General features: G+C 67.0%; 19 protein-coding genes and 1 pseudogene. 9 read left to right on the top strand and 11 right to left on the bottom strand.

The window, feature by feature from the left end; translation table 11 throughout:
- Positions 1 to 4 precede the first annotated feature (4 nt).
- Entirely contained in the window at positions 5 to 922 is a 918-nt protein-coding gene (locus tag AP428_RS30680) for a LysR family transcriptional regulator (RefSeq protein WP_011549307.1), read from the bottom strand.
- Between the two features lie 129 nt (positions 923 to 1,051).
- On the opposite strand from AP428_RS30680, the gene AP428_RS30675 reads away from it, so the two are divergent.
- Positions 1,052 to 1,777, top strand: coding sequence for a pirin family protein (locus AP428_RS30675; RefSeq protein ID WP_011549308.1), 726 nt, complete (start codon positions 1,052 to 1,054; stop codon positions 1,775 to 1,777).
- A gap of 62 nt (positions 1,778 to 1,839) precedes the next feature.
- Positions 1,840 to 2,442 (top strand): NAD(P)H:quinone oxidoreductase, encoded by a 603-nt coding sequence (wrbA, locus tag AP428_RS30670; protein ID WP_006481047.1) that lies wholly within the window; start codon positions 1,840 to 1,842, stop codon positions 2,440 to 2,442.
- Between the two features lie 105 nt (positions 2,443 to 2,547).
- Here wrbA and AP428_RS30665 read toward each other — a convergent pair whose 3' ends face one another.
- The 7 genes from AP428_RS30665 to AP428_RS30635 all read right to left on the bottom strand — a co-directional run bounded on the left by AP428_RS30665 (position 2,548) and on the right by AP428_RS30635 (position 7,470).
- Positions 2,548 to 2,853, bottom strand: a complete 306-nt coding sequence (locus AP428_RS30665; RefSeq protein ID WP_011549310.1) for a hypothetical protein — start codon at positions 2,851 to 2,853, stop codon at positions 2,548 to 2,550.
- Positions 2,854 to 3,081: 228 nt separating this feature from the next.
- On the bottom strand, positions 3,082 to 3,816 hold the full coding sequence (locus AP428_RS30660) for an LrgB family protein (RefSeq protein WP_011694966.1): 735 nt from the start codon (positions 3,814 to 3,816) through the stop codon (positions 3,082 to 3,084).
- Positions 3,813 to 4,184, bottom strand: coding sequence for a CidA/LrgA family protein (locus AP428_RS30655; RefSeq protein WP_011549311.1), 372 nt, complete (start codon positions 4,182 to 4,184; stop codon positions 3,813 to 3,815). Before AP428_RS30655 ends, AP428_RS30660 begins: the two co-directional genes overlap by 4 nt.
- A gap of 242 nt (positions 4,185 to 4,426) precedes the next feature.
- Entirely contained in the window at positions 4,427 to 5,461 is a 1,035-nt protein-coding gene (locus tag AP428_RS30650) for an alpha/beta hydrolase (RefSeq protein WP_054928542.1), read from the bottom strand.
- Between the two features lie 57 nt (positions 5,462 to 5,518).
- Positions 5,519 to 5,944, bottom strand: a complete 426-nt coding sequence (locus AP428_RS30645; RefSeq protein WP_011549313.1) for an organic hydroperoxide resistance protein — start codon at positions 5,942 to 5,944, stop codon at positions 5,519 to 5,521.
- A 224-nt stretch (positions 5,945 to 6,168) separates the two neighbouring features.
- Positions 6,169 to 6,735: a TetR/AcrR family transcriptional regulator gene (locus AP428_RS30640; RefSeq protein ID WP_006481041.1), complete on the bottom strand. Its 567-nt coding sequence runs from the start codon at positions 6,733 to 6,735 to the stop codon at positions 6,169 to 6,171.
- Positions 6,736 to 6,873: 138 nt separating this feature from the next.
- Positions 6,874 to 7,470 carry a TetR/AcrR family transcriptional regulator gene (locus AP428_RS30635; RefSeq protein ID WP_006481040.1) on the bottom strand — a complete coding sequence of 199 codons (597 nt, stop codon included), beginning with the start codon at positions 7,468 to 7,470 and terminating at the stop codon, positions 6,874 to 6,876.
- A gap of 147 nt (positions 7,471 to 7,617) precedes the next feature.
- Here AP428_RS30635 and AP428_RS30630 point away from each other — a divergent pair, with 147 nt between their 5' ends.
- The 5 genes from AP428_RS30630 (at position 7,618) to AP428_RS30610 (ending at position 13,997) form a co-directional block, all read left to right on the top strand.
- Positions 7,618 to 8,637, top strand: a complete 1,020-nt coding sequence (locus tag AP428_RS30630) for a S9 family peptidase (RefSeq protein ID WP_011549314.1) — start codon at positions 7,618 to 7,620, stop codon at positions 8,635 to 8,637.
- 90 nt (positions 8,638 to 8,727) lie between these two features.
- Positions 8,728 to 10,581: an ABC transporter ATP-binding protein gene (locus tag AP428_RS30625; RefSeq protein ID WP_011549315.1), complete on the top strand. Its 1,854-nt coding sequence runs from the start codon at positions 8,728 to 8,730 to the stop codon at positions 10,579 to 10,581.
- Positions 10,582 to 10,757: 176 nt separating this feature from the next.
- Entirely contained in the window at positions 10,758 to 11,930 is a 1,173-nt protein-coding gene (locus AP428_RS30620; RefSeq protein ID WP_011549316.1) for a porin, read from the top strand.
- 102 nt (positions 11,931 to 12,032) lie between these two features.
- Positions 12,033 to 12,677 (top strand): glutathione S-transferase family protein, encoded by a 645-nt coding sequence (locus tag AP428_RS30615; protein WP_011549317.1) that lies wholly within the window; start codon positions 12,033 to 12,035, stop codon positions 12,675 to 12,677.
- A gap of 162 nt (positions 12,678 to 12,839) precedes the next feature.
- Positions 12,840 to 13,997, top strand: coding sequence for an acyltransferase (locus tag AP428_RS30610; RefSeq protein ID WP_041489567.1), 1,158 nt, complete (start codon positions 12,840 to 12,842; stop codon positions 13,995 to 13,997).
- 35 nt (positions 13,998 to 14,032) lie between these two features.
- On the opposite strand, the gene AP428_RS30605 is transcribed toward AP428_RS30610, so the two are convergent.
- From AP428_RS30605 to AP428_RS30595, 3 genes are all read right to left on the bottom strand, one after another.
- A complete protein-coding gene (locus AP428_RS30605) occupies positions 14,033 to 14,500 on the bottom strand; it encodes a hypothetical protein (protein ID WP_054928541.1) in 468 nt (155 codons plus the stop codon).
- A 57-nt stretch (positions 14,501 to 14,557) separates the two neighbouring features.
- Entirely contained in the window at positions 14,558 to 15,226 is a 669-nt protein-coding gene (locus tag AP428_RS30600; protein ID WP_006481034.1) for a hypothetical protein, read from the bottom strand.
- Between the two features lie 207 nt (positions 15,227 to 15,433).
- Positions 15,434 to 16,411: a LysR substrate-binding domain-containing protein gene (locus tag AP428_RS30595; protein ID WP_011549320.1), complete on the bottom strand. Its 978-nt coding sequence runs from the start codon at positions 16,409 to 16,411 to the stop codon at positions 15,434 to 15,436.
- 57 nt (positions 16,412 to 16,468) lie between these two features.
- On the opposite strand from AP428_RS30595, the gene AP428_RS30590 reads away from it, so the two are divergent.
- Both AP428_RS30590 and AP428_RS37005 read left to right on the top strand, forming a co-directional pair.
- Positions 16,469 to 17,368: a DMT family transporter gene (locus tag AP428_RS30590; protein WP_011549321.1), complete on the top strand. Its 900-nt coding sequence runs from the start codon at positions 16,469 to 16,471 to the stop codon at positions 17,366 to 17,368.
- Positions 17,369 to 17,987: 619 nt separating this feature from the next.
- A pseudogene (locus tag AP428_RS37005) lies at positions 17,988 to 18,152 on the top strand (branched-chain amino acid ABC transporter substrate-binding protein); the annotation flags it as partial.

The following is an 18,152-nucleotide window of genomic DNA, read 5'->3' as shown; positions in this document are numbered from 1 at the left end:
CCGGCTACCGTACCCGGCCCGCCCCATTCACACCCGTGGGCGCCGGTTCCCCGAGCCGCTCCGCGAGAAACCCGATGAACGTGCGCAACGTGACGAACCCTTCCCGGTGCTGCGGAAACACCGCATTGAGCGTGATCGGCGGCGGCACGTACGCGTCGAGCACCGGCACGAGCGCGCCGCTGTCGAGCGCCGCGCCGACGATGAAGTGCGGCAGCAGCGCGATGCCGAGCCCCGCGATCGCCGCGTCGCGCACCACTTCGCCGTTGTTCGCGACGAGCGGCCCCTGCACGTCGAACGTGCGCACCGCACCGTCGACGCGGAATTCCCAGCCGACCCGCCGCTCGCGCCCGTACAGCACACAGGTGTGGCCGGCGAGATCGGCCGGCGTCTGCGGCGTGCCGTGCCGCTTCAGGTAGGCGGGGCTCGCGCACGCGATCATCCGCCACGCGCCGAGCGGACGCGCGATCAACGTGGAATCCTCGAGCGAGCCGATCCGCAGCACGAGGTCGAAGCCCTCGCCGATCAGGTCGACGCGCCGGTCGGTCAGGTCGAGGTTCAGCCGCACGGCCGGGTGCGCGGACAGGAATTCGGCGATCAGCGGCGACACGTGCGTGATCCCGAACGACAGCGGCGCGCTGATCTTCAGCGAGCCATGCAGCTCGGTGCTGCGTACCGACATCGCCTGCTCGGCGTCGGCGATCTCCGCGAGGATGCGCTGCGCGCGCACGTAGAACTCCTGCCCCGATTCGGTCACCGCCAGATTGCGGGTATTCCGGTGCAGCAGCCGGACACCGAGCGACGCCTCCAGCGCCATCGTGCGCCGGCTGACGAACTGCTTGGACAGCATCAGCTGATCGGCCGCCGCCGTGAAGCTGCCGGCGTCCACGGTCGCGACGAAGATCCTCAGGTCGTTGATTTCCATATTGTCCACTCCATTGCGACAGTCATTATCTCTACAGCGATTTATTTGTCAAATAGATTGACCTAAGATTCATCTCAACGAACGGCCGGTCTCACTTCCGAGGTCCGGCGACTTCAAGGACAAAAAATCATGATCGATATCCGTGCAGCAAACCAACGTGGCCGTGCGGAGCATGGCTGGCTCAGCTCCCGTCATACGTTTTCGTTCGCGAATTACTACGATCCGAAGCAAGTCGGCTTCTCCGACCTGCTCGTGATCAACGACGACCGCGTCGCCCCGGGCCGCGGCTTCGGCACGCACCCGCACCGCGACATGGAAATCCTGTCGTACGTGCTCGACGGCGCGCTCGAACACAAGGACTCGATGGGCACCGGTTCGGTGATCGTGCCGGGCGACGTGCAGTTGATGAGCGCGGGCACGGGCGTGCGCCACAGCGAGTTCAACCACTCGCAGGACACGCCGGTCCACTTCCTGCAGATCTGGGTCGGGCCGGCCGAAAAGGGTGCCGAGCCGCGTTATCAGCAGACCAATGTCGCGGCCGACGACAAGCGCGGCAAGCTCGCCCTCGTCGTGTCGCCGAACGGCGATGCCGGTTCGCTGAAGATCCGGCAGGACACCCGGATTTACGCGGGCCTGTTCGACGGCGACGAAAGCACTACGCTGGAACTCGATCCGAGCCGTTTTGCTTACGTCCACGTGGCACGCGGCAGCGTGACGGTCAACGGCGTGACGCTCGGCGAAGGCGACGGCGCGCGCATCCGCGGCGAACAGGCGCTGACGATCGCCGACGGCAAGGATGCCGAAGTGCTGGTGTTCGACCTGCGTCCGGTCGAAGTGACGGCCGAATGGGCGTGACGCCCGTTCGGGAAACCGGGCCCCGCGGAAACGCGGGGCCCTTTTAATCGGAGATTCGCAACATGGCCAAGGTTCTCGTTCTTTACTACTCGTCCTACGGGCACGTCGAAACGATGGCGCAGCACATCGTGGAGGGCGCGAAATCGGTGCCCGGCGTCGAGGTCACGCTCAAGCGCGTGCCGGAAACGATCCCCGTCGACCAGGCCCGCGCGATCGGCGTGAAGGTCGACCAGGCCGCACCGGTCGCCACGGTGGACGAACTCGCCGATTACGATGCGATCATCTTCGGCACGCCGACCCGCTTCGGCAACATGGCCGGCCAGATGCGCACGTTCCTCGACCAGACTGGCGGCCTGTGGATGAAAGGCGCGCTCGTCGGCAAGATCGGCAGCGTGTTCGCGTCGACCGGCACGCAGCACGGCGGCCAGGAAACGACGATCACGTCGTTCCACACGACGCTGCTGCATCACGGGATGGTGATCGTGGGCGTGCCGTATGCGTGCAGCGGGCTCGTCAACATGAGCGAAATCACCGGCGGCACGCCGTATGGCGCGACCACGCTCGCCGGCGCGGACGGCAGCCGCCAGCCGAGCGCGAACGAGCTCGACATCGCGCGCTACCAGGGCAAGCACGTCGCGGAACTCGCGAGCAAGCTCGCGTCGTAACGCGGGGGCCTCGCCCCTCGCTGCCCCGCAGTTGTGCAGTTCCGTACATGAACGAACGGCGCCGGTTCAACCGGCGCCGTTCGTGCTGTGCAACGCTGTCGACCGTTACTGGCCCGACGCCGGCGCGGCCGGCGCCGCCTTCGTCGCGGGCGCCTTCTGCACGGCGTTCTGCGGATAGTTGCTCTGGTCGCCGGTCAACCGGTAGCCGCTGCCGGTGCCGATCGCCTTCAGGTCCGACGCGTGCCGTGCGCGGGCCGCCTTGCGCGCCGCCTTCTTCTGCGCCTTGTCGAGCTGCTTCTGCGCCGGCGCGGACGCCGGGTCCTGCGCGTATGCCGCCGGCGCGGCGGTCAACGATAGACCGAACGACGCCGCTACTGCTACTGCCACCGAAACCACGCGAGACTGCTTCATGACCGATCTCCTTGTCGATTGTTGAGTGTGGGTCGGACACCGGCGCGCACGCGACGGCCTGCGACAACGGCACCGATGCAACGTTAGCCGATCGCCGCGCAAATGTCCGTGTGCGTTCCTGAATTGTCCTGATAACGTCACCGATACATGCGAGCCGGGGGCGCCGTCCTTTCGGCCTGTCGCCCGCGCCATCAGGGAAACCGATACCCGGGCGGCGTGGGCCGGCGCTCAGATCCAGCGCGACAGCACCGGCAGCAGGATCGGCACGACGAACGCCGTCAGCACGCCGTTCAGCCCCATCCCGAGCCCGGCGAACGCGCCGGCTTCCTCGCTGACCTGGAACGCGCGCGCGGTGCCGATCCCGTGCGACGCGACGCCGAGCGCGAAGCCGCGCACGGCCGGCTCGTCGATCCGCAGCAGATTGAGGATCGCGCGCGCGCACACCGCGCCGAAAATCCCGGTCGAGATCACGAGCACGGCCGTGAGCGACGGAATGCCGCCGATCTCCGCGGCGACGGCCATCGCGATCGGCGTCGTCGCCGATTTCGGGGCGAGCGACGCGATTGTCTGATGGGACGCCCCGAACAGCGCGGCGATACCGACCGCCGACACGATCGCGGTCAGCGAACCCGCGAGCAGGCCGACGAGCAGCGGCAACGCGGTGCGCCGCAGCTTCGACCACTGGCGGTACAGCGGCAGCGCGAGCGCGACGGTCGCCGGGCCGAGCAGGAAGTGGACGAACTGCGCGCCTTCGAAATACGTGGGATACGGCGTATGCGTGAGCGTCAGCAGCACGACGATCACCGCGACCGCGATCAGCACCGGATTCGCCAGCGGATTGAAACGCGCCCGCGCATAGACGGCCTGCGCGAACAGATACGCGACCAGCGTGATGGTCAGGCCCAGCAGCGGGCTCGCGGCGAGATAGACCCAGATCGCGCCGAGCTTCGGGAACGCCGTCATTGCGCGCCCTCCGCGGTGCCGCCCGCGCGGCGCTGGCGCCGCAGCAGCGCGCGCGTGACGAGCGCCGTCACCGCGATCGCGAGCGTGGTGCTGACGGCCAGCGCGACGACGACCGCGACCGCGTCGCCGCGCACGCGGTCGGCCGACACCATGATGCCGACGCCGGCCGGCACGAACAGCAGCGACAGGTGACGCAGCAGCTCGAGCGCGGTCGGCTCGATCGCATCGGCGACCTGCGGGCGCAGCATCACGAAGCCGAACAGCAGCAGCATGCCGATCACCGGGCCCGGCACCGGCAAGCCGAACAGATAGGACACGCCTTCCCCGAGACACTGGAAGATCAGCAAGACCGCGAATGCCTGCAACATGAACCGCTTCTCCCGAACGTGGCCGCGCGAACGGGCAGCCGCGCGGCCGATGAGCCGGCGGCGTGCGACGCCGGCGTGGACGATACGCGCGATCGTACCAACAATGACGGCGGGCGGGCGCGATCGCCATTCAACCGTTTCGCCCTGACCCGCTGCCGGGCCGGAACCAAACGCCCTCACGCAAAAACGGCGGGCACGTGCCCGCCGCCCTGCCGTTCAGGGTCGAACGACCGCCGATCGCGTTACTTCAGCCGCGTCGCGATTTCGTTGGCCATCGCCTTCGTCGCGGCCTTCGTCGGCGCATCGTCGGCCAGTGCGTTCAGCAAGCCGAAATCATGGATCGTGCCGTCGTAGCGCGTGGTCGTCGCGTCCACGCCGGCCGCGTCGAGCTTGCGGCCGTACGCCTCGCCTTCGTCACGCAGCACGTCGAACTGCGCGACCTGGATCAGCGCGGGCGGCAGCCCCTTCAACTGCGCGACGCTCGCGCGCAGCGGCGACGCGTAGATCTCGTTGCGTTGCGCTTCGTTCTTCGTATAGGCGTCCCAGAACCACTTCATCATCGGCCGCGTCAGGAAGTGACCTTGCTGATACGCGTTGTACGAACCCGTGTTGAAGTTGTGGTCCGTGACCGGCCACATCAGCCCCTGGAAACGGATCGCGGGGCCGCCCTTGTCCTTCGCCATCAGCGCGACGACGGCCGACATGTTGCCGCCGACGCTGTTGCCGACCACCGCGAGGCGGCTGCCGTCGACGCCGATCTCCGCGCCGTGCGCGGCCACCCACTTCGTCGCCGCATACGCCTGGTTGATCGCAACCGGGTAACGCGCTTCCGGCGACGGCGTGTAGTTCACGAACACCGCGACGGCGCCCGATTGCACGACGAGATCGCGCACGAGCCGCTCATGCGTCGGGAAGTCGCCGAGCACCCAGCCGCCGCCGTGAATGAACACGAATACCGGCAGCGCGCCCGTCACGCCTTGCGGACGCACGATCGTGACCGGCACCGACAGGCCGTCCTGCTCGATCGTGCGGTTCGACACGTCGATGCCCGACAGATCGACCTTCACGCCGTTCTGCGCGTCGACCAGCACCTGGCGCGCCTTCGCGGGGCTCAGCGTTTCGAGGCCCGGGCCCTTCTGGCCGTTCAGTGCGGCGAGAAACGCGCTCGTCTTCGCATCGGGACCGACGGTGTCAGCGCCCGCGGCGAACGCGGCAGGTGCGGTGGACAGTGCGGCTGCCACGGCGGCAGCGATCAACAGCGGCTTGACGATCTTCATGGTGCAACTCCTTGGTCAGGTCTTTGAATGGCGATGAATGGTTTGCAGCGCGATTGATCAGACGAGCGTGAGCGTGACGTCGATGTTGCCGCGCGTCGCATTCGAGTACGGGCAGACGATGTGCGCACGGTCGATCAGCGTTTGCGCGATGTCGCGATCGAGGCCCGGCAGCGAGATCTTCAGTTCGACTTCGATGCCGAAGCCGTTCGGGATCGCGCCGATGCCGACGCTGCCTTCGATCGCGGCGTCCGCGGGGATCGCGATCTTGTCGCGCGCCGCGACGAACTTCATCGCGCCGATGAAGCACGCGCTGTAGCCGGCGGCGAACAGTTGCTCGGGGTTCGCGCCCGCACCGCCCGCGCCGCCGAGTTCGCGCGGCGTGGTCAGCTTCAGGTCCAGGCCGCTTTCGGGCACCGTCGCACGGCCGTCACGGCCGCCGGTGGCTTTTGCATGGGCGCGGTACAGCACTTTTTCGATCGACATGACAGACTCCTTTTTCAGCAAATGAATGAAACAGCCTTCGAACCGGGGACCGCGTGCCGGCGGCTGCTCCGCCGGCCTCGCATCAATTTATCTACTCATAGATAGACAAACATCCCCAAAAAATGCAGGCGGACACCCCACCTGCGCCAATAATCTATCTACTACACGATAGATAACGAGATCCAATAAAAGGCGGCGAACCGCCCGACTCCTTGCGCCGTCCGTCAGGACCGCGTTTTCCAAACGGCCTCGACATCCTCGAGACGCGCCCGCGTGTGAAACAACCGGCTGGCCAGCACACTGCCCTGAAACGCCGCATACAACGTGCGCGCCGCGGTTTCGGGCTCGCCGCTGAACTGCAGCGTGCCTTCCTTCACGCCTTGCTTCAGCAATTCCGCGAGCCAGCGCTCGTTGGCCGTGAAGAACGCCTGCACGGCCTGCCGCACGTTCTCCGGCAGCGTTTCGATGTCGGCCGCGAGCATCCCGCACAGGCAGATCAGATTGCCGTCGCCGAGCGTGCGGCCGAACATCTTCGTGTACAGGCTCAGCTTCACGTCGGCCGGCAACGCCGGATCGATCGTCCGCATGGCCGCGAGGACTTCGTCGCTGTACGCCGCCACCGCTTCCAGCACGAGATCGTCCTTCGACGGGAAGTAGTAGTGGATGCTCGACGTCTTCACGCCCACCAGGTCGGACAGGTCTCGATAGCTGAAGCCGTTGTAACCGCGCTGCATCATCAACGTGATCGCGTGGTCGAGAATCTGTTCGCGGACGGTCGGTTTCGTTTCCATGGATCGAACTTTATCTACTCATAGATAGATAGTCAAGCACTTTTTTGCAACCCCGGCGGAAGATGTGCCGATGCCTGCCGGCCGGGCACTGCCCCGGCGGGCGGTGTGCCGCGCTCGGGCGCGGGCCGCGCCCTTCCGTCACTGCGGCTTCAACATCCGCTGAATGATCGTCCGCAGCATCGCGCGATGCGCGCGCGGCTTGAACCCCGGCTCGAACACGACGCGCCCGACCGCCCCTTCCGCCAGCGCGAGCAGCCAGGTCGCGACGAGATCCGGCTTCAGGCTTCCGTCGATCCGCCCTTGCGCGACACCACGCTTGATCAGCGCGACCATCCGCCCTTTCACCTGCGCCTCGTTCGCCGCGAACAACGCGGCGACGTCCGGATTGCGCGTCGCCTCCGCCGCGGTCTCGACGCAGATGCGCGCATAGACGGGATCGCTCGACAGTTCCATCAACGTCAGCGCGATCTCCTCGATCGCGGCCAGCGCATCGTCGGCGTCCGCATGCTTCGCGAACAGCTCGGCCATCTCGCGCTGGTCGTCCTGCGCGATCGCCTCGATGATCGCCGCCTTGGTCGGGAAATAGTGAAACAGGTTGCCCGGGCTCATCCCGGCCGCCTTGCAGATCGAGGCTGTGGACGTCGCATGGAAGCCGTCGCGCGCAAAACAGTCGATCGCGGCATCGAGGATCTGGCGCCGCTTCGCTTCCACTCTTTCAGGATCGATCTTTCTCAACGGGAACTCCGTGCTCGACGATGGCTCAAATATTTATTAGACTGATTAGTCGATCTATTATCTACGCGAGACGTCGGGAGCGTCAAGGCAGCGTGCGCATGCATGTGTCGCCCGCGGCATCCGCTCACACAAACGATCAGAGGACCAATGAAACGCATCGTCATCGCCGGTATCGCACTCGTCCTGTTCGGCTGCGTCGCGGCGGGCGCGCTTGCGCTGCGCGGCCTGTCCGATTTCGAGCTGAAGGGCGCGAACGTATCGACACTGACGTTCCACGCGGGCGACGCCGACCTCGTCGGCACGCTCGCGCTGCCGGCGCACGCACCCGACGCGCCGATCGCGCTGCTCGTCCACGGCGACGGGCCGCGCACGCGCTTCTCGGACGACGCGATGCTGCCGCTCGTCAACAGCCTGCTCGACGCCGGCATCGGCGTGTTCGCTTGGGACAAGCAGGGCACCGGCCGCAGCAGCGGCGACTGGCTCGCGCAATCGATGCAGGACCGCGCGAACGAAACGGTCGCCGCGATGGCGCGCGTGCGCGCCGCCGCCGGGCCCATGCACAAGATCGGCCTGCTCGGTTTCTCGCAGGGCGGCTGGGTGATTCCGCGCGTGGCGAATGCGGTGCGGCCCGCGTTCTCGGTGATCGTCGGCGGCGCCGTCAGCTGGCGGCGCCAAGGCGCCTACCTGACGCGCCGGCAACTCGAGGCAACCGGCCTGCAGCCGGATCGAATCGATGCGACACTGGCCGCCGAGCGACGCAGCAACGACGCAATCTTCGGCCGGGCGGACGTGCCGGCCGATCCGGCCCGGCGCCCGGACATCGAGCCGCGCCGCTTCGGTTTCATCGCGCTGAACTACCTGGAAGACGCATCGCAGGCGCTGGCGACGATGCAAGGGCCGGTGCTGGCCGTGTGGGGCGCGCTGGACCGCAACGTCGATGCGGCCGACGAAGCGAACGCTTACGCGCACGCATTCGGGAAGCGGGCCGCCCGGCACGTCGTCGTGGTGCCGGGCGCGACGCATGCGTTGCTGCGCGGCCGCTGGTTCGACTATCAGCTCGAGTCCGACTGGCCGAAATGGAAGACGTGGCTGTACATGGCGCTCGGGCGTCACGCTTATGCGCCGGACACGCTCGGCCCGATCGAGGCGTGGATCCGGTCGCAGTAAGCGCGCGCACCGCGCGCCGCCGCGCAGGTCACAGGCATCACGCAATATCGGTCGCGCCCGCCCGCGCGACCGCATCAAGGAGAGGTTTCAATGTACTCGTGGTTTGAACGGCGCCTGCCGACTTTCCCGCTCGAAGATCCCGTCACGCCGCCGAAGGGATTCTTCTCGTTCGTCTGGGCGTGCACGAAAGGCGCGCGCGGCTGGCTCCTGCTGATCGCGCTGACGTCGGCCGCGCTGGCCGCGTACGAAGCCGCGCTGTTCGCGATGATGGGGCACGTGGTCGACTGGCTGTCGTCGTCGACGCCGTCCGAATTCGGCGGTCGCCACTTCGGCGCGCTCGCGGGCTTCGCGGCGATCCTCGTCGGCAGCGCGCTGTTGATCGCACTGCACACGATGGTCAAGCACCAGGTGCTCGCGATCAACTTCCCGATGCGGTTGCGCTGGCTGTTTCACCGGCTGATGCTCGACCAGAGCCTGTCGTTCTATGCGAACGAGTTCGCGGGCCGCGTGACGACCAAGATCATGCAGACCGCGCTCGCGGTGCGCGACGCGCTGTTCATGTCGGTCGACGTCGTGATCGGCGTCACCGCCTACCTGATCGGCATCCTCGTGCTCGCCGCCAGCTTCGACTGGCGGCTGATGATTCCGCTCGCGCTGTGGGCGCTCGGCTACGGCGCGGCATGCGCGTATTTCGTGCCGCGCCTGGGCGCGGTCGGCAGCCGGCAGGCCGACGCCCGCGCGCTGATGACGGGCCGCATCACCGACGCGTATTCGAACATCACGACCGTGAAGCTGTTCTCGCATACGCGACGCGAAGCCGACCACGCGCGGCGCGCGATGGAAGCGTTCAAGGCGACCGGCGACGCGCAGATGCGGCTCGTCAGCGCGTTCGAGATCGTCAACCACCTGCTGTCGACGCTGCTGCTGATCGGCTCGGCCGGGCTCGCCCTCGTGCTGTGGATGCACGGCGAGGCGAGCGCGGGCGTCGTTGCGGCCGTGATCGCGATGGCGCTGCGTTTGTCGAGCTACTCGCACTGGATCATGTGGGAAATGACCGAGCTGTTCGAGAACGTCGGCACGATCCAGGACGGCATCAACACGCTGACGAAGGTGCGCAGCGTGATCGACGCGCCCGATGCGAAGCCGCTCACGGTGCGGCGCGGCGAAATCGTGTTCGACAACGTGCAGTTCGCGCACGAGGACAACGATCGCGCGGTATTCGACGGGCTGAACCTGACGATCCGCCCGGGCGAGCGAATCGGCCTGATCGGCCGCTCGGGCGCCGGCAAGTCGACGCTCGTGAACCTGCTGCTGCGTTTCTACGACGTCGGCGGCGGCTCGATCCGGATCGACGGGCAGGACATCGCGCACGTGACGCAGGACAGCCTGCGCGCCGCGATCGGGATGGTCACGCAGGATACGTCGCTGCTGCACCGGACGATGCGCGAGAACCTGCTGTACGGCCGCCCCGACGCGACCGAGCGCGAGATGCAGGATGCGGCCGTGCGCGCGGAGGCGTCCGAGTTCATCGGCCGGCTGCGCGACCGCCACGGCCGCAGCGGCTACGACGTCGAAGTCGGCGAGCGCGGCGTGAAGCTGTCGGGCGGCCAGCGGCAGCGCGTCGCGATCGCGCGCGTGATGCTCAAGGATGCGCCGATCCTCGTGCTCGACGAGGCGACCAGCGCGCTCGATTCCGAGGTCGAGGTCGCGATCCAGCGCAGCCTCGACACCCTGATGAGCGGCAAGACGGTGATCGCGATCGCGCACCGGCTGTCGACGATCGCCGCGATGGACCGGCTGATCGTGCTCGACGAAGGGCGCATCGTCGAGGAAGGCACGCACCAGCAGTTGCTGCAGGCGGGCGGCATTTACGCGGCGCTGTGGGCGCACCAGAGCGGCGGGTTCCTCGGCGAGACGGCGGACGCGGAAAGCGTGGCGCAGTAGGCGCTGCCCTGTCGCGATGCACGGGATGTCCGCGCGCCGCGTGTCGATCCGTTGCGTGCGCATCCATCGCCGCGCCGCCTCATAACGATCCGACAATTTATTGGTTCCCTTGACGATGCGCGGTCCGTATCGTTCACCGATTCGTCAGACCAATCGACCAACGGGGGAATCCAACGATGAAACAGATTCGTTCATTCGCGCTGCTCGCCCTGCCGGCCGCGCTCGTCGCCGCCGGCGCGCACGCACAAAGCAGCGTCACGCTGTACGGCATCGCCGACGCGGGCATCGCATACGTCCACAACGCGCAGAACGCGAACGGCAGCAACGCGTCGAGCCTCGTGAAGTTCAGCAGCGGCAACCTGTCGGGCAGCCGCTGGGGGCTGCGCGGCATCGAGGATCTCGGCAGCGGCCTGTCCGCGCTGTTCCAGCTCGAGAACGGCTTCAACATCGGCACCGGCGCGCTCGGCCAGGGCGGGCGCGAATTCGGCCGCAAGGCCGTCGTCGGCCTCGGGAGCAGCACCTACGGCACCGTGACGCTCGGCCGCCAGTACGATCCGATCGTCGATCTCGTGCAGGGCCTCACGCAGGACAACTACTTCGGCGGCGTGTTCGCGACGCCGGGGGATCTCGACAACTACGACAACAGCCTGCGCGTCAGCAACTCGGTGAAATACACGAGCCCGCTGATCTCCGGCTTCCAGTTCGAGGCGCTGTACGGCTTCGGCGGCGTCGCGGGCGCGACCGGCAGCGGCCGCACGTACAGCTTCGGCGCGAGCTATGCGAACGGCCCGCTGTCGCTCGGCGCCGGCTACTTCTACGCGAACGGCGGCACGACGGTCGCGAACGGCGTGCGCACGTGGTCGAGCAGCGCGGACACGCTGTTCAACACCGTGATCAACCAGGGCTTCTCCAGCGCGAAGTCGATCCAGATCGTGCGCGTGGCCGGCCAGTACGTGGCCGGACCGGCCACCTTCGGCCTCGCGTATTCGAACACGCAGTACGGCGCGGACACGCTGTCGGCATTCAGCCAGAACGCGAAGTTCAACAACGGCTCGGCATTCTTCAACTGGCAGTTCTCGCCGGCACTGCGCGCGGGCGTCGGCTACAACTACACGTCGCTGACGGGCCCGGCTTCCGCGCACTACAACCAGGTCAACCTCGGCGCGGATTACGCGCTGTCGAAGCGCACCGACCTGTATGCGCTGTTCGGCTATCAGAAGGCGAGCGGCAACACGCTCGACGCGAGCGGCGCGACCGTGAAAGCGGCCGCGTCGGTCGGCTCGTACGGCGTGAATTCCGGCACCGATACGCAGGAACTCGCGATCGTCGGCATCCGCCACAAGTTCTGATCGTCACGCTGCACGACGATCGCCGGCAGGCGCGCACCGCGGTGCGCGCCTGCCGCGTTTACACTGTCCCTCTTCACGTTCGTCACGACACAGGAGCCCGGCATGCTGACGGTATGGGGACGACGCAACGCATTCAATGTCCAGAAAGTGATGTGGCTCGTCGACGAGCTCGCGCTCGCGCATCGCCACGTGCCGGCCGGCGGCCGGTTCGGCGTGCTCGATACACCCGCATTCCTCGCGATGAACCCGCACGGGCGCATCCCGGTGATCGACGACGACGGTACCGTCGTGTGGGAATCGCACAGCATCCTGCGCTACCTCGCCGCGCGTTACGGACGCCCCGGCTTCTGGCGCGACGATCCCGCCGAGCAGTCGCGGGCGGACCGCTGGATGGACTGGGCGCAAACCACGCTGCAGCCGGCATTCCTCAACGGCGTGTTCCGCGACTACTACCGCACGCCGCCCGAGCAGCGCGACACCGCGCGCGTCGAGCAGAGCATCGCGCAATGCGCGCAGTATTTCCGGGTGCTCGATACCGTGCTGGCCGGGCAGCCGTTTCTCGCGGGCGACGCGATCACGCTCGCCGACATCGCGGCCGGCACGCACCTTTACCGGTATTTCGAGCTCGATATCGCGCGGCCCGACGTGCCGCATGTCGTGGCGTGGTACGAACGCCTGAAGGCGCGACCCGCGTATCGCACGAACGTGATGATTCCGTTCGACGATCTGCGCGGCAAGCTTGGCTGAGCGACTGATCGACTGTTGCGCCGGCAGTGGAGCGGCTTGTTGGATGGTTGTAAGAACAACCGCGTATGTTGCCGACTTGCACACCCGCCGGATAGGCATACGTCGCCGCGACGACGATCGTAGCCAAGCGGGTCATGACTGACCAACCACGCAGGCAAGATGATGAGCGCCCAGGACGTTCCGGTCGAGTTCGCTTCTCGGAAGGACAACGCGGTTGCCGTGCATCGAAACGCGGGGCTGGACGCGTTGCGGGCCTGCCTGACGCTGCTGGTGGTCTTTCACCACTGCGCGATCACGTATGGCGCAATCGGCGGGTGGTACTACCACGAGGTGGCCGCAGGCCCGTCGGTGGCGTCCGCGCTGTTGACGCTCTTCTGCGCGATCAACCAGGCGTTCTTCATGGGCCTGCTCTTTTTCCTCGCGGGCTATTACACACCGCCATCCATCGAGCGCAAGGGCGCCGTCCGCTTCCTCGCCGACCGGTCTCTCCGGCTTGGCCTGCCGTTGCTCATCTACGGCTTCCTGATCGGCCCCGCGACGATTGCTCTGGCTCAGTCGGGCGCGGGTCATCCGTTTCCAGATACGCTGCGACATCTGTGGCAAAAAGGCACGTTCGAAAACGGACCGATGTGGTTCGCCGAGGCATTGCTGATTTTCAGCGTGGCGGCGGCGCTGCTGCATATCGTCTTCCCGCGCACCGTGGCGCGCGTTACGAACCGCGTCGCGCGCGTCCCTTCCGACACGACGCTGGCCGCCGCCGCACTGCTCACCGGTATCGCGGCACTGGCATTGCGGTCGCGATGGCCGGTAGGTATCAACGTATGGGGGCTGCAGCTCGGCTACTTCGCGAGCTACGTCGTGTTGTACGCAGCGGGTTGCCGGACGGCGCGCGCGCACTGGATCGAGCATCTGCCGGCACCGCAGGTCCGACGTTGGTCACGCATCGCGCTCATGGCGTTGCCCGTCCTGCCGGTCGCCTACCTGATCGCGAAGCACGTGCCTGCGTGGCACGGCCGTCCGCAGGACGTCATCTACGCATTCTGGGAGCCGCTGGTCGCGTGGGGCGCAATCCTGTTTCTCGTCGATCGTTTTCAACAGCGCTTCGACACATTGACGGGCGCGTGGCGGCCGCTGTCGCGACGCGCGTACGCCATCTACGTCATCCATCCGCCCGTGCTGGTCGCGGTCGCCCTCGCGTGGCGAAACGTACCGGCGTCCCCGTTCCCGAAATTCGCCGTGACCGGTAGCATCGCCTGCGTCGCGTGCTATCTGATTGCCGGCCTCCTGCTTCGCGTGCCGCGGTTCGCGTCGATTCTGTAGACGCATCGGCTCGCGCCGCTCGTTCGTACAGGGTATCAGCGGCTGGCGGCGCGCCGGGCGACGTCATGGACAGCCGCCGCCGTGACCCCGAATACCAGGTGCGCGATCAGCGTGATCGCGCCGCGCACCGCGATGAACCACGGAAAGATCGTCGTGAATCCGTACAGGTTCACGCCGTACAGGAGAAGCCCGAACGCGCCGCCCGCCAACAGCGCGGCCACGCGCGACAGATTGCGGACCAGCCGTGCCAGCACGGCCGCATAGACCAGCGAAAGCGCCGCATGGACGAGCGTCGCCACGCCCATGACCAGCGGATCGAAGCCGCCGGACGCAGCGAGCACGCTTCGCCCCATCACGATCGCGGCCGTGAGGCGCGCGTCGCGCAACAGATTCCGGACGGCGTCATCGCCGGCGATTGCCCAGAGCAGCAGCTCGATGACGGTCGATCCGACCGCCGCGCCGAACGCTGCCCAGAGAATCGGGACCCCACTCGCTCGTTTCAATGATCGCCCTCATGGCGGGCCGGTCGATGCATCGAGCGAACCGCCGTGCAAACCGGTTTACGACGCCCCTTCGCAGTCCGACCAGTATGCAAACGGGTCGCGATGTTTCGGATAGTGCTCGTCGAGCCATTTCAGCAGCGTCGCCCGCGCATTGTCCATGTCGGCCTTCAACGACGACGTCGTCAGCTCGTGCACTTCGACGGACTTTTCCCGATCGACCACGAAGCAGTTCCAGTCGGGACCGTCGAGATCCGGATCGTCGGACGCCTTCGACGACTTGCTCCAGCCGAAACGCTTGCGCGCATCGATGTAGTAGCGCGGATGCACCTTCAGATACGACATCTCGCCGCCCTGCAGGCTGCTCTCGGCGCGCAGCACGTCGCGTTCGTCGACGATCTGCGTGACTTCCGGCAACCGGCGCGAGCGCCATCCGGCAGGCAGCGTCGCCACTGCACGAATGCTGTCGTACGTGCCCCACTCGAGGCCCCACGCTTCGGCCATGCGTTTCATGAACGCGTCGGCGCTCGGATAACCGCGCAGCTGGATGCGGGTCGACAACGTGACTTCCACCCCGCCGCGACCGCCGGATGCGCTCGACACCTCGTCGTCCGTTGCGAACGGATTGCCCGGACGCGGCGATTCGCGCTTCGCGTCCGCAGGCGCCAGGCCGGAAAAAAGTTGATCCAGCGCCGCACGCGCCTTCGACGATTTGTCTGGTCTATTCATCGGTTCCCTTTTGTACAAATTTGAACCCGTACTGCAATGGTTGGTGATTGCCCTGCCATCGGGCAAAGGCTTGATTCCGCTTCACTGCGGCGATCTCGCCGTTTTCCGCGGCTGCATTGTAACGATTTGGCGGCCGCGACCGAACGAACCGGGAGCGTGCTAGTGCTAGTGCCCAAGCGGTCACCTGCGCGAACCGCCGGGTATGCGCTACCCCAGCGCCTTCACCATCCGCTCCATCAACGCGAGGACTTCCGGCCGATTCTCGCCCTTCGCATGCACGAAGTGATAGCTGAGCAGTGAATCGACCTCGTGACGGCTCACGCGCACGAGTGCGCTGCGCTTCAGATACGCATCCGCAAGCGGCGTGCGCGCAAGCGCCACGCCCAGCCCCGCTTCGGCCGCCGCCAGCACGAGGTTGTAATCCTCGAACCGGCGATCCTGTACACGCGGCTTGAACGGAATGCCGAGCGCGTCGAACCACGTGCGCCAGCCGGTCACGTCGGAATCGTGCAGCAACGGCATGTCGAGCAGCGCGGCGTCGCCCGTTGCGCGACGCATCCTGGCCAGTTGCGCGGCGAGCCGCGGATGCGCGACCGGATACAGCCGTTCCGGCATGAACGGACGGGTTTCCAGCCGACGCCAGTTGCCGCGCCCGTAGCGGATCGACAGATCGGCTTCGCCACCGGCGATATCCACGTTGCGGAGCTCGATGCCGAGCTCGATGCGCAACGCGGGCGCTTCGCTCTCGAGCGCGGGCTGCCGCTCCAGCAGCCACAGCTGCGCAAACGCGGGCACCACGCTCATCCGCACCAGCCGCGGCGTACGCGGCGAGCGCCACTGATCGGCCGCGCCGTCGATGATCGCGAACGCCTGCTCGATCCGGCCAACGAAGCGTTGCCCGTCCGGCGTCAGGCGCACGCCGCGCGCATGCCGTTCGAACAGCGCCATCCCGAGCCAGTTTTCCACGGCGGCCACCCGTCGGCTGATCGCGCCGTGCGTGACGCCGGAGACGTCGGCGGCCGCGAGAAACGAACCCTCGCGCGCTACCGTGCAGACCGTCTCCAGGCTCGCGAGCGGCGGCCGCGGGCCCGGCATCGGCGCGGCGACCGACAGCCCGCCGGCGACCTGCCGCGCCCGCGCCGGACCGTCGGCACGCCGCGCGTCCGAGCTGTGAGCCATATTCATATCCGGATGTTGATCTGTGCGCTAGCTTAGCATCTCGCCACGCCGCACCATTGCCGCATGAATACTCTTTCGTCATCGACGTCGCGCGGCGCGCGACAGCCGCTCGTCGCGGCAGCCGCGGTGGCGTTCACGATCGTCTCGTGGGCGTCCGCCTTCCCGTTCATCCGGATCGGCCTGCAGGGCCTCGCGCCGCTGCAGCTCGCGGCGGCGCGCTTCGCGACCGCGGCGGTGCTCGTGATCGCGTGGCTCGCATGGCGGCGGCCGCCGCTGCCGACGAAAGCCGATGCGTGGCGCTTTCTCGCGTGCGGCCTGCTCGGCATCGCACTCTACAACGCGCTGCTCAATACCGGCGAACAGACCGTGTCGGCCGGCGCGGCGAGTTTCATCGTGAACACGCTGCCGATCTTCACCGCGTTGCTGGCCGCCGTGTTTCTGCGCGAGCGCTTCAATCGCTGGGGCTGGCTCGGGTCGCTGGTCAGCCTGGCCGGCATCGCGGTGATCGCGCAAGGGCAGCCCGGCGGCCTCGTCCTCGGCTCCGGAAGCACGCTGATCCTCGGCGCGGCGCTGTGTTCGGCCAGCTATTTCGTGTTGCAGCGGCGGCTGATTCCCGTGTACGGCGCGCTGCCGTGCACCGCGTACACGCTGCTGGCCGGCGCGGTATTGCTCGCGCCCTGGCTGCCCGGCGCGCTCGTGTCGCTCGGCGGCGGGTCGCGCGACACGGCGCTGGCCGTCGTGGTGCTCGGCGTCTTTCCCGCCGCGCTCGGGTACGCGACCTGGACCTTCGCGCTCGGCTACTTCGGCGCGGCGCGCGCGGCCAGCTTTCTCTACCTGACGCCGGCGGTCGCGACGCTGCTGTCGGTGGCGCTGACGGGCGAGCGGCCCGGCATCGCGACGGCGTGCGGCGGCCTGCTGGCGATTGCAGGGGTGATCGTCGTCGCGTTGCGCGGACGGTCGTAGGGTCGAGCTTGCAGTGGATTGCATGGCGATGCTCCGAAAGCACACGCGGGCCGGCCCAACACGCCTCCGTCTTGCCGAACCCGATAAATGGTTCAGCCGGTGCAATCGGCACCCACTCCCGTGGCGTTACCGAACTTGACCGTTAGTTGCATATATACAGCAATCGCGCTTGATGAAGCATGACCTCGAAACCGGATACGCGATTCTCGAGTGACCAAACTGTGCAGACAAATCGACCGAACAGTTCCCGATTGACCGCGCGTCAGTGTCCATGGCTTCGTCGCGGCGACCGGCCGAATAATGGATGCGGCCGTAAGGCCGACGACAGCGAATCGCAACCTGCGGCTCGCCGCAGTGCACGATTTCCGGCATCCGGAGCCTTCGACGGCCGGGCGTCGACCGGTGCCGCGCCGGCCCGCTGCGGGATTCGCCGCAGCGCGCAAAAGCGGCTTCATATATATTCATACGATTGCATGACGTCCAGCGGCAACGCAGGTCTGTCGGCCGGGCGCCATGCAAGTGAAGCCCATGATGGGTATGGAGACTCGTCCGACCGCCCCGGCCCCGCAGCCGGCCAGTCGAGACGTCAATAGAAAGACATTCAATCCGGAGATGGCAGATGGAACGAAGCACTGTCGGCATGCGCTGCAAACCCCTGATCACCGTTGCACTGGCAGCCGCCGCGTTTGCGGCCGCGTCGAGCGCGATGGCCGACCAGGTCGTGAAGATCGGCAGCGTCGAACCGACGACGGGCGGTATCTCGCACCTCGGCAAGGACAATGAG

The organism is Burkholderia sp. E168m22 (assembly GCF_001319805.1).
GTDB classification, from domain to species: Bacteria; Pseudomonadota; Gammaproteobacteria; order Burkholderiales; family Burkholderiaceae; genus Burkholderia; species Burkholderia orbicola.
Note: the sequence above shows the minus strand (reverse complement) of the source record. Positions and strands in the feature narration are given on the sequence as shown.

Excerpts from the sequence above, each read along its gene's own strand:
- AP428_RS30595 (WP_011549320.1), bottom strand. The coding sequence starts at position 16,411 with ATGAATATGGCTCACAGCTCGGACGCGCGGCGTGCCGACGGTCCGGCG.
- AP428_RS30615 (WP_011549317.1), top strand. The coding sequence starts at position 12,033 with ATGCTGACGGTATGGGGACGACGCAACGCATTCAATGTCCAGAAAGTG.
- AP428_RS30620 (WP_011549316.1), top strand. The coding sequence starts at position 10,758 with ATGAAACAGATTCGTTCATTCGCGCTGCTCGCCCTGCCGGCCGCGCTC.
- AP428_RS30590 (WP_011549321.1), top strand. The coding sequence starts at position 16,469 with ATGAATACTCTTTCGTCATCGACGTCGCGCGGCGCGCGACAGCCGCTC.
- wrbA (WP_006481047.1), top strand. The coding sequence starts at position 1,840 with ATGGCCAAGGTTCTCGTTCTTTACTACTCGTCCTACGGGCACGTCGAA.
- AP428_RS30650 (WP_054928542.1), bottom strand. The coding sequence starts at position 5,461 with ATGAAGATCGTCAAGCCGCTGTTGATCGCTGCCGCCGTGGCAGCCGCA.
- AP428_RS30680 (WP_011549307.1), bottom strand. The coding sequence starts at position 922 with ATGGAAATCAACGACCTGAGGATCTTCGTCGCGACCGTGGACGCCGGC.
- AP428_RS30660 (WP_011694966.1), bottom strand. The coding sequence starts at position 3,816 with ATGACGGCGTTCCCGAAGCTCGGCGCGATCTGGGTCTATCTCGCCGCG.
- AP428_RS30610 (WP_041489567.1), top strand. The coding sequence starts at position 12,840 with ATGAGCGCCCAGGACGTTCCGGTCGAGTTCGCTTCTCGGAAGGACAAC.
- AP428_RS30645 (WP_011549313.1), bottom strand. The coding sequence starts at position 5,944 with ATGTCGATCGAAAAAGTGCTGTACCGCGCCCATGCAAAAGCCACCGGC.
- AP428_RS30675 (WP_011549308.1), top strand. The coding sequence starts at position 1,052 with ATGATCGATATCCGTGCAGCAAACCAACGTGGCCGTGCGGAGCATGGC.
- AP428_RS30600 (WP_006481034.1), bottom strand. The coding sequence starts at position 15,226 with ATGAATAGACCAGACAAATCGTCGAAGGCGCGTGCGGCGCTGGATCAA.
- AP428_RS30630 (WP_011549314.1), top strand. The coding sequence starts at position 7,618 with ATGAAACGCATCGTCATCGCCGGTATCGCACTCGTCCTGTTCGGCTGC.
- AP428_RS30625 (WP_011549315.1), top strand. The coding sequence starts at position 8,728 with ATGTACTCGTGGTTTGAACGGCGCCTGCCGACTTTCCCGCTCGAAGAT.
- AP428_RS30655 (WP_011549311.1), bottom strand. The coding sequence starts at position 4,184 with ATGTTGCAGGCATTCGCGGTCTTGCTGATCTTCCAGTGTCTCGGGGAA.
- AP428_RS30640 (WP_006481041.1), bottom strand. The coding sequence starts at position 6,735 with ATGGAAACGAAACCGACCGTCCGCGAACAGATTCTCGACCACGCGATC.
- AP428_RS30665 (WP_011549310.1), bottom strand. The coding sequence starts at position 2,853 with ATGAAGCAGTCTCGCGTGGTTTCGGTGGCAGTAGCAGTAGCGGCGTCG.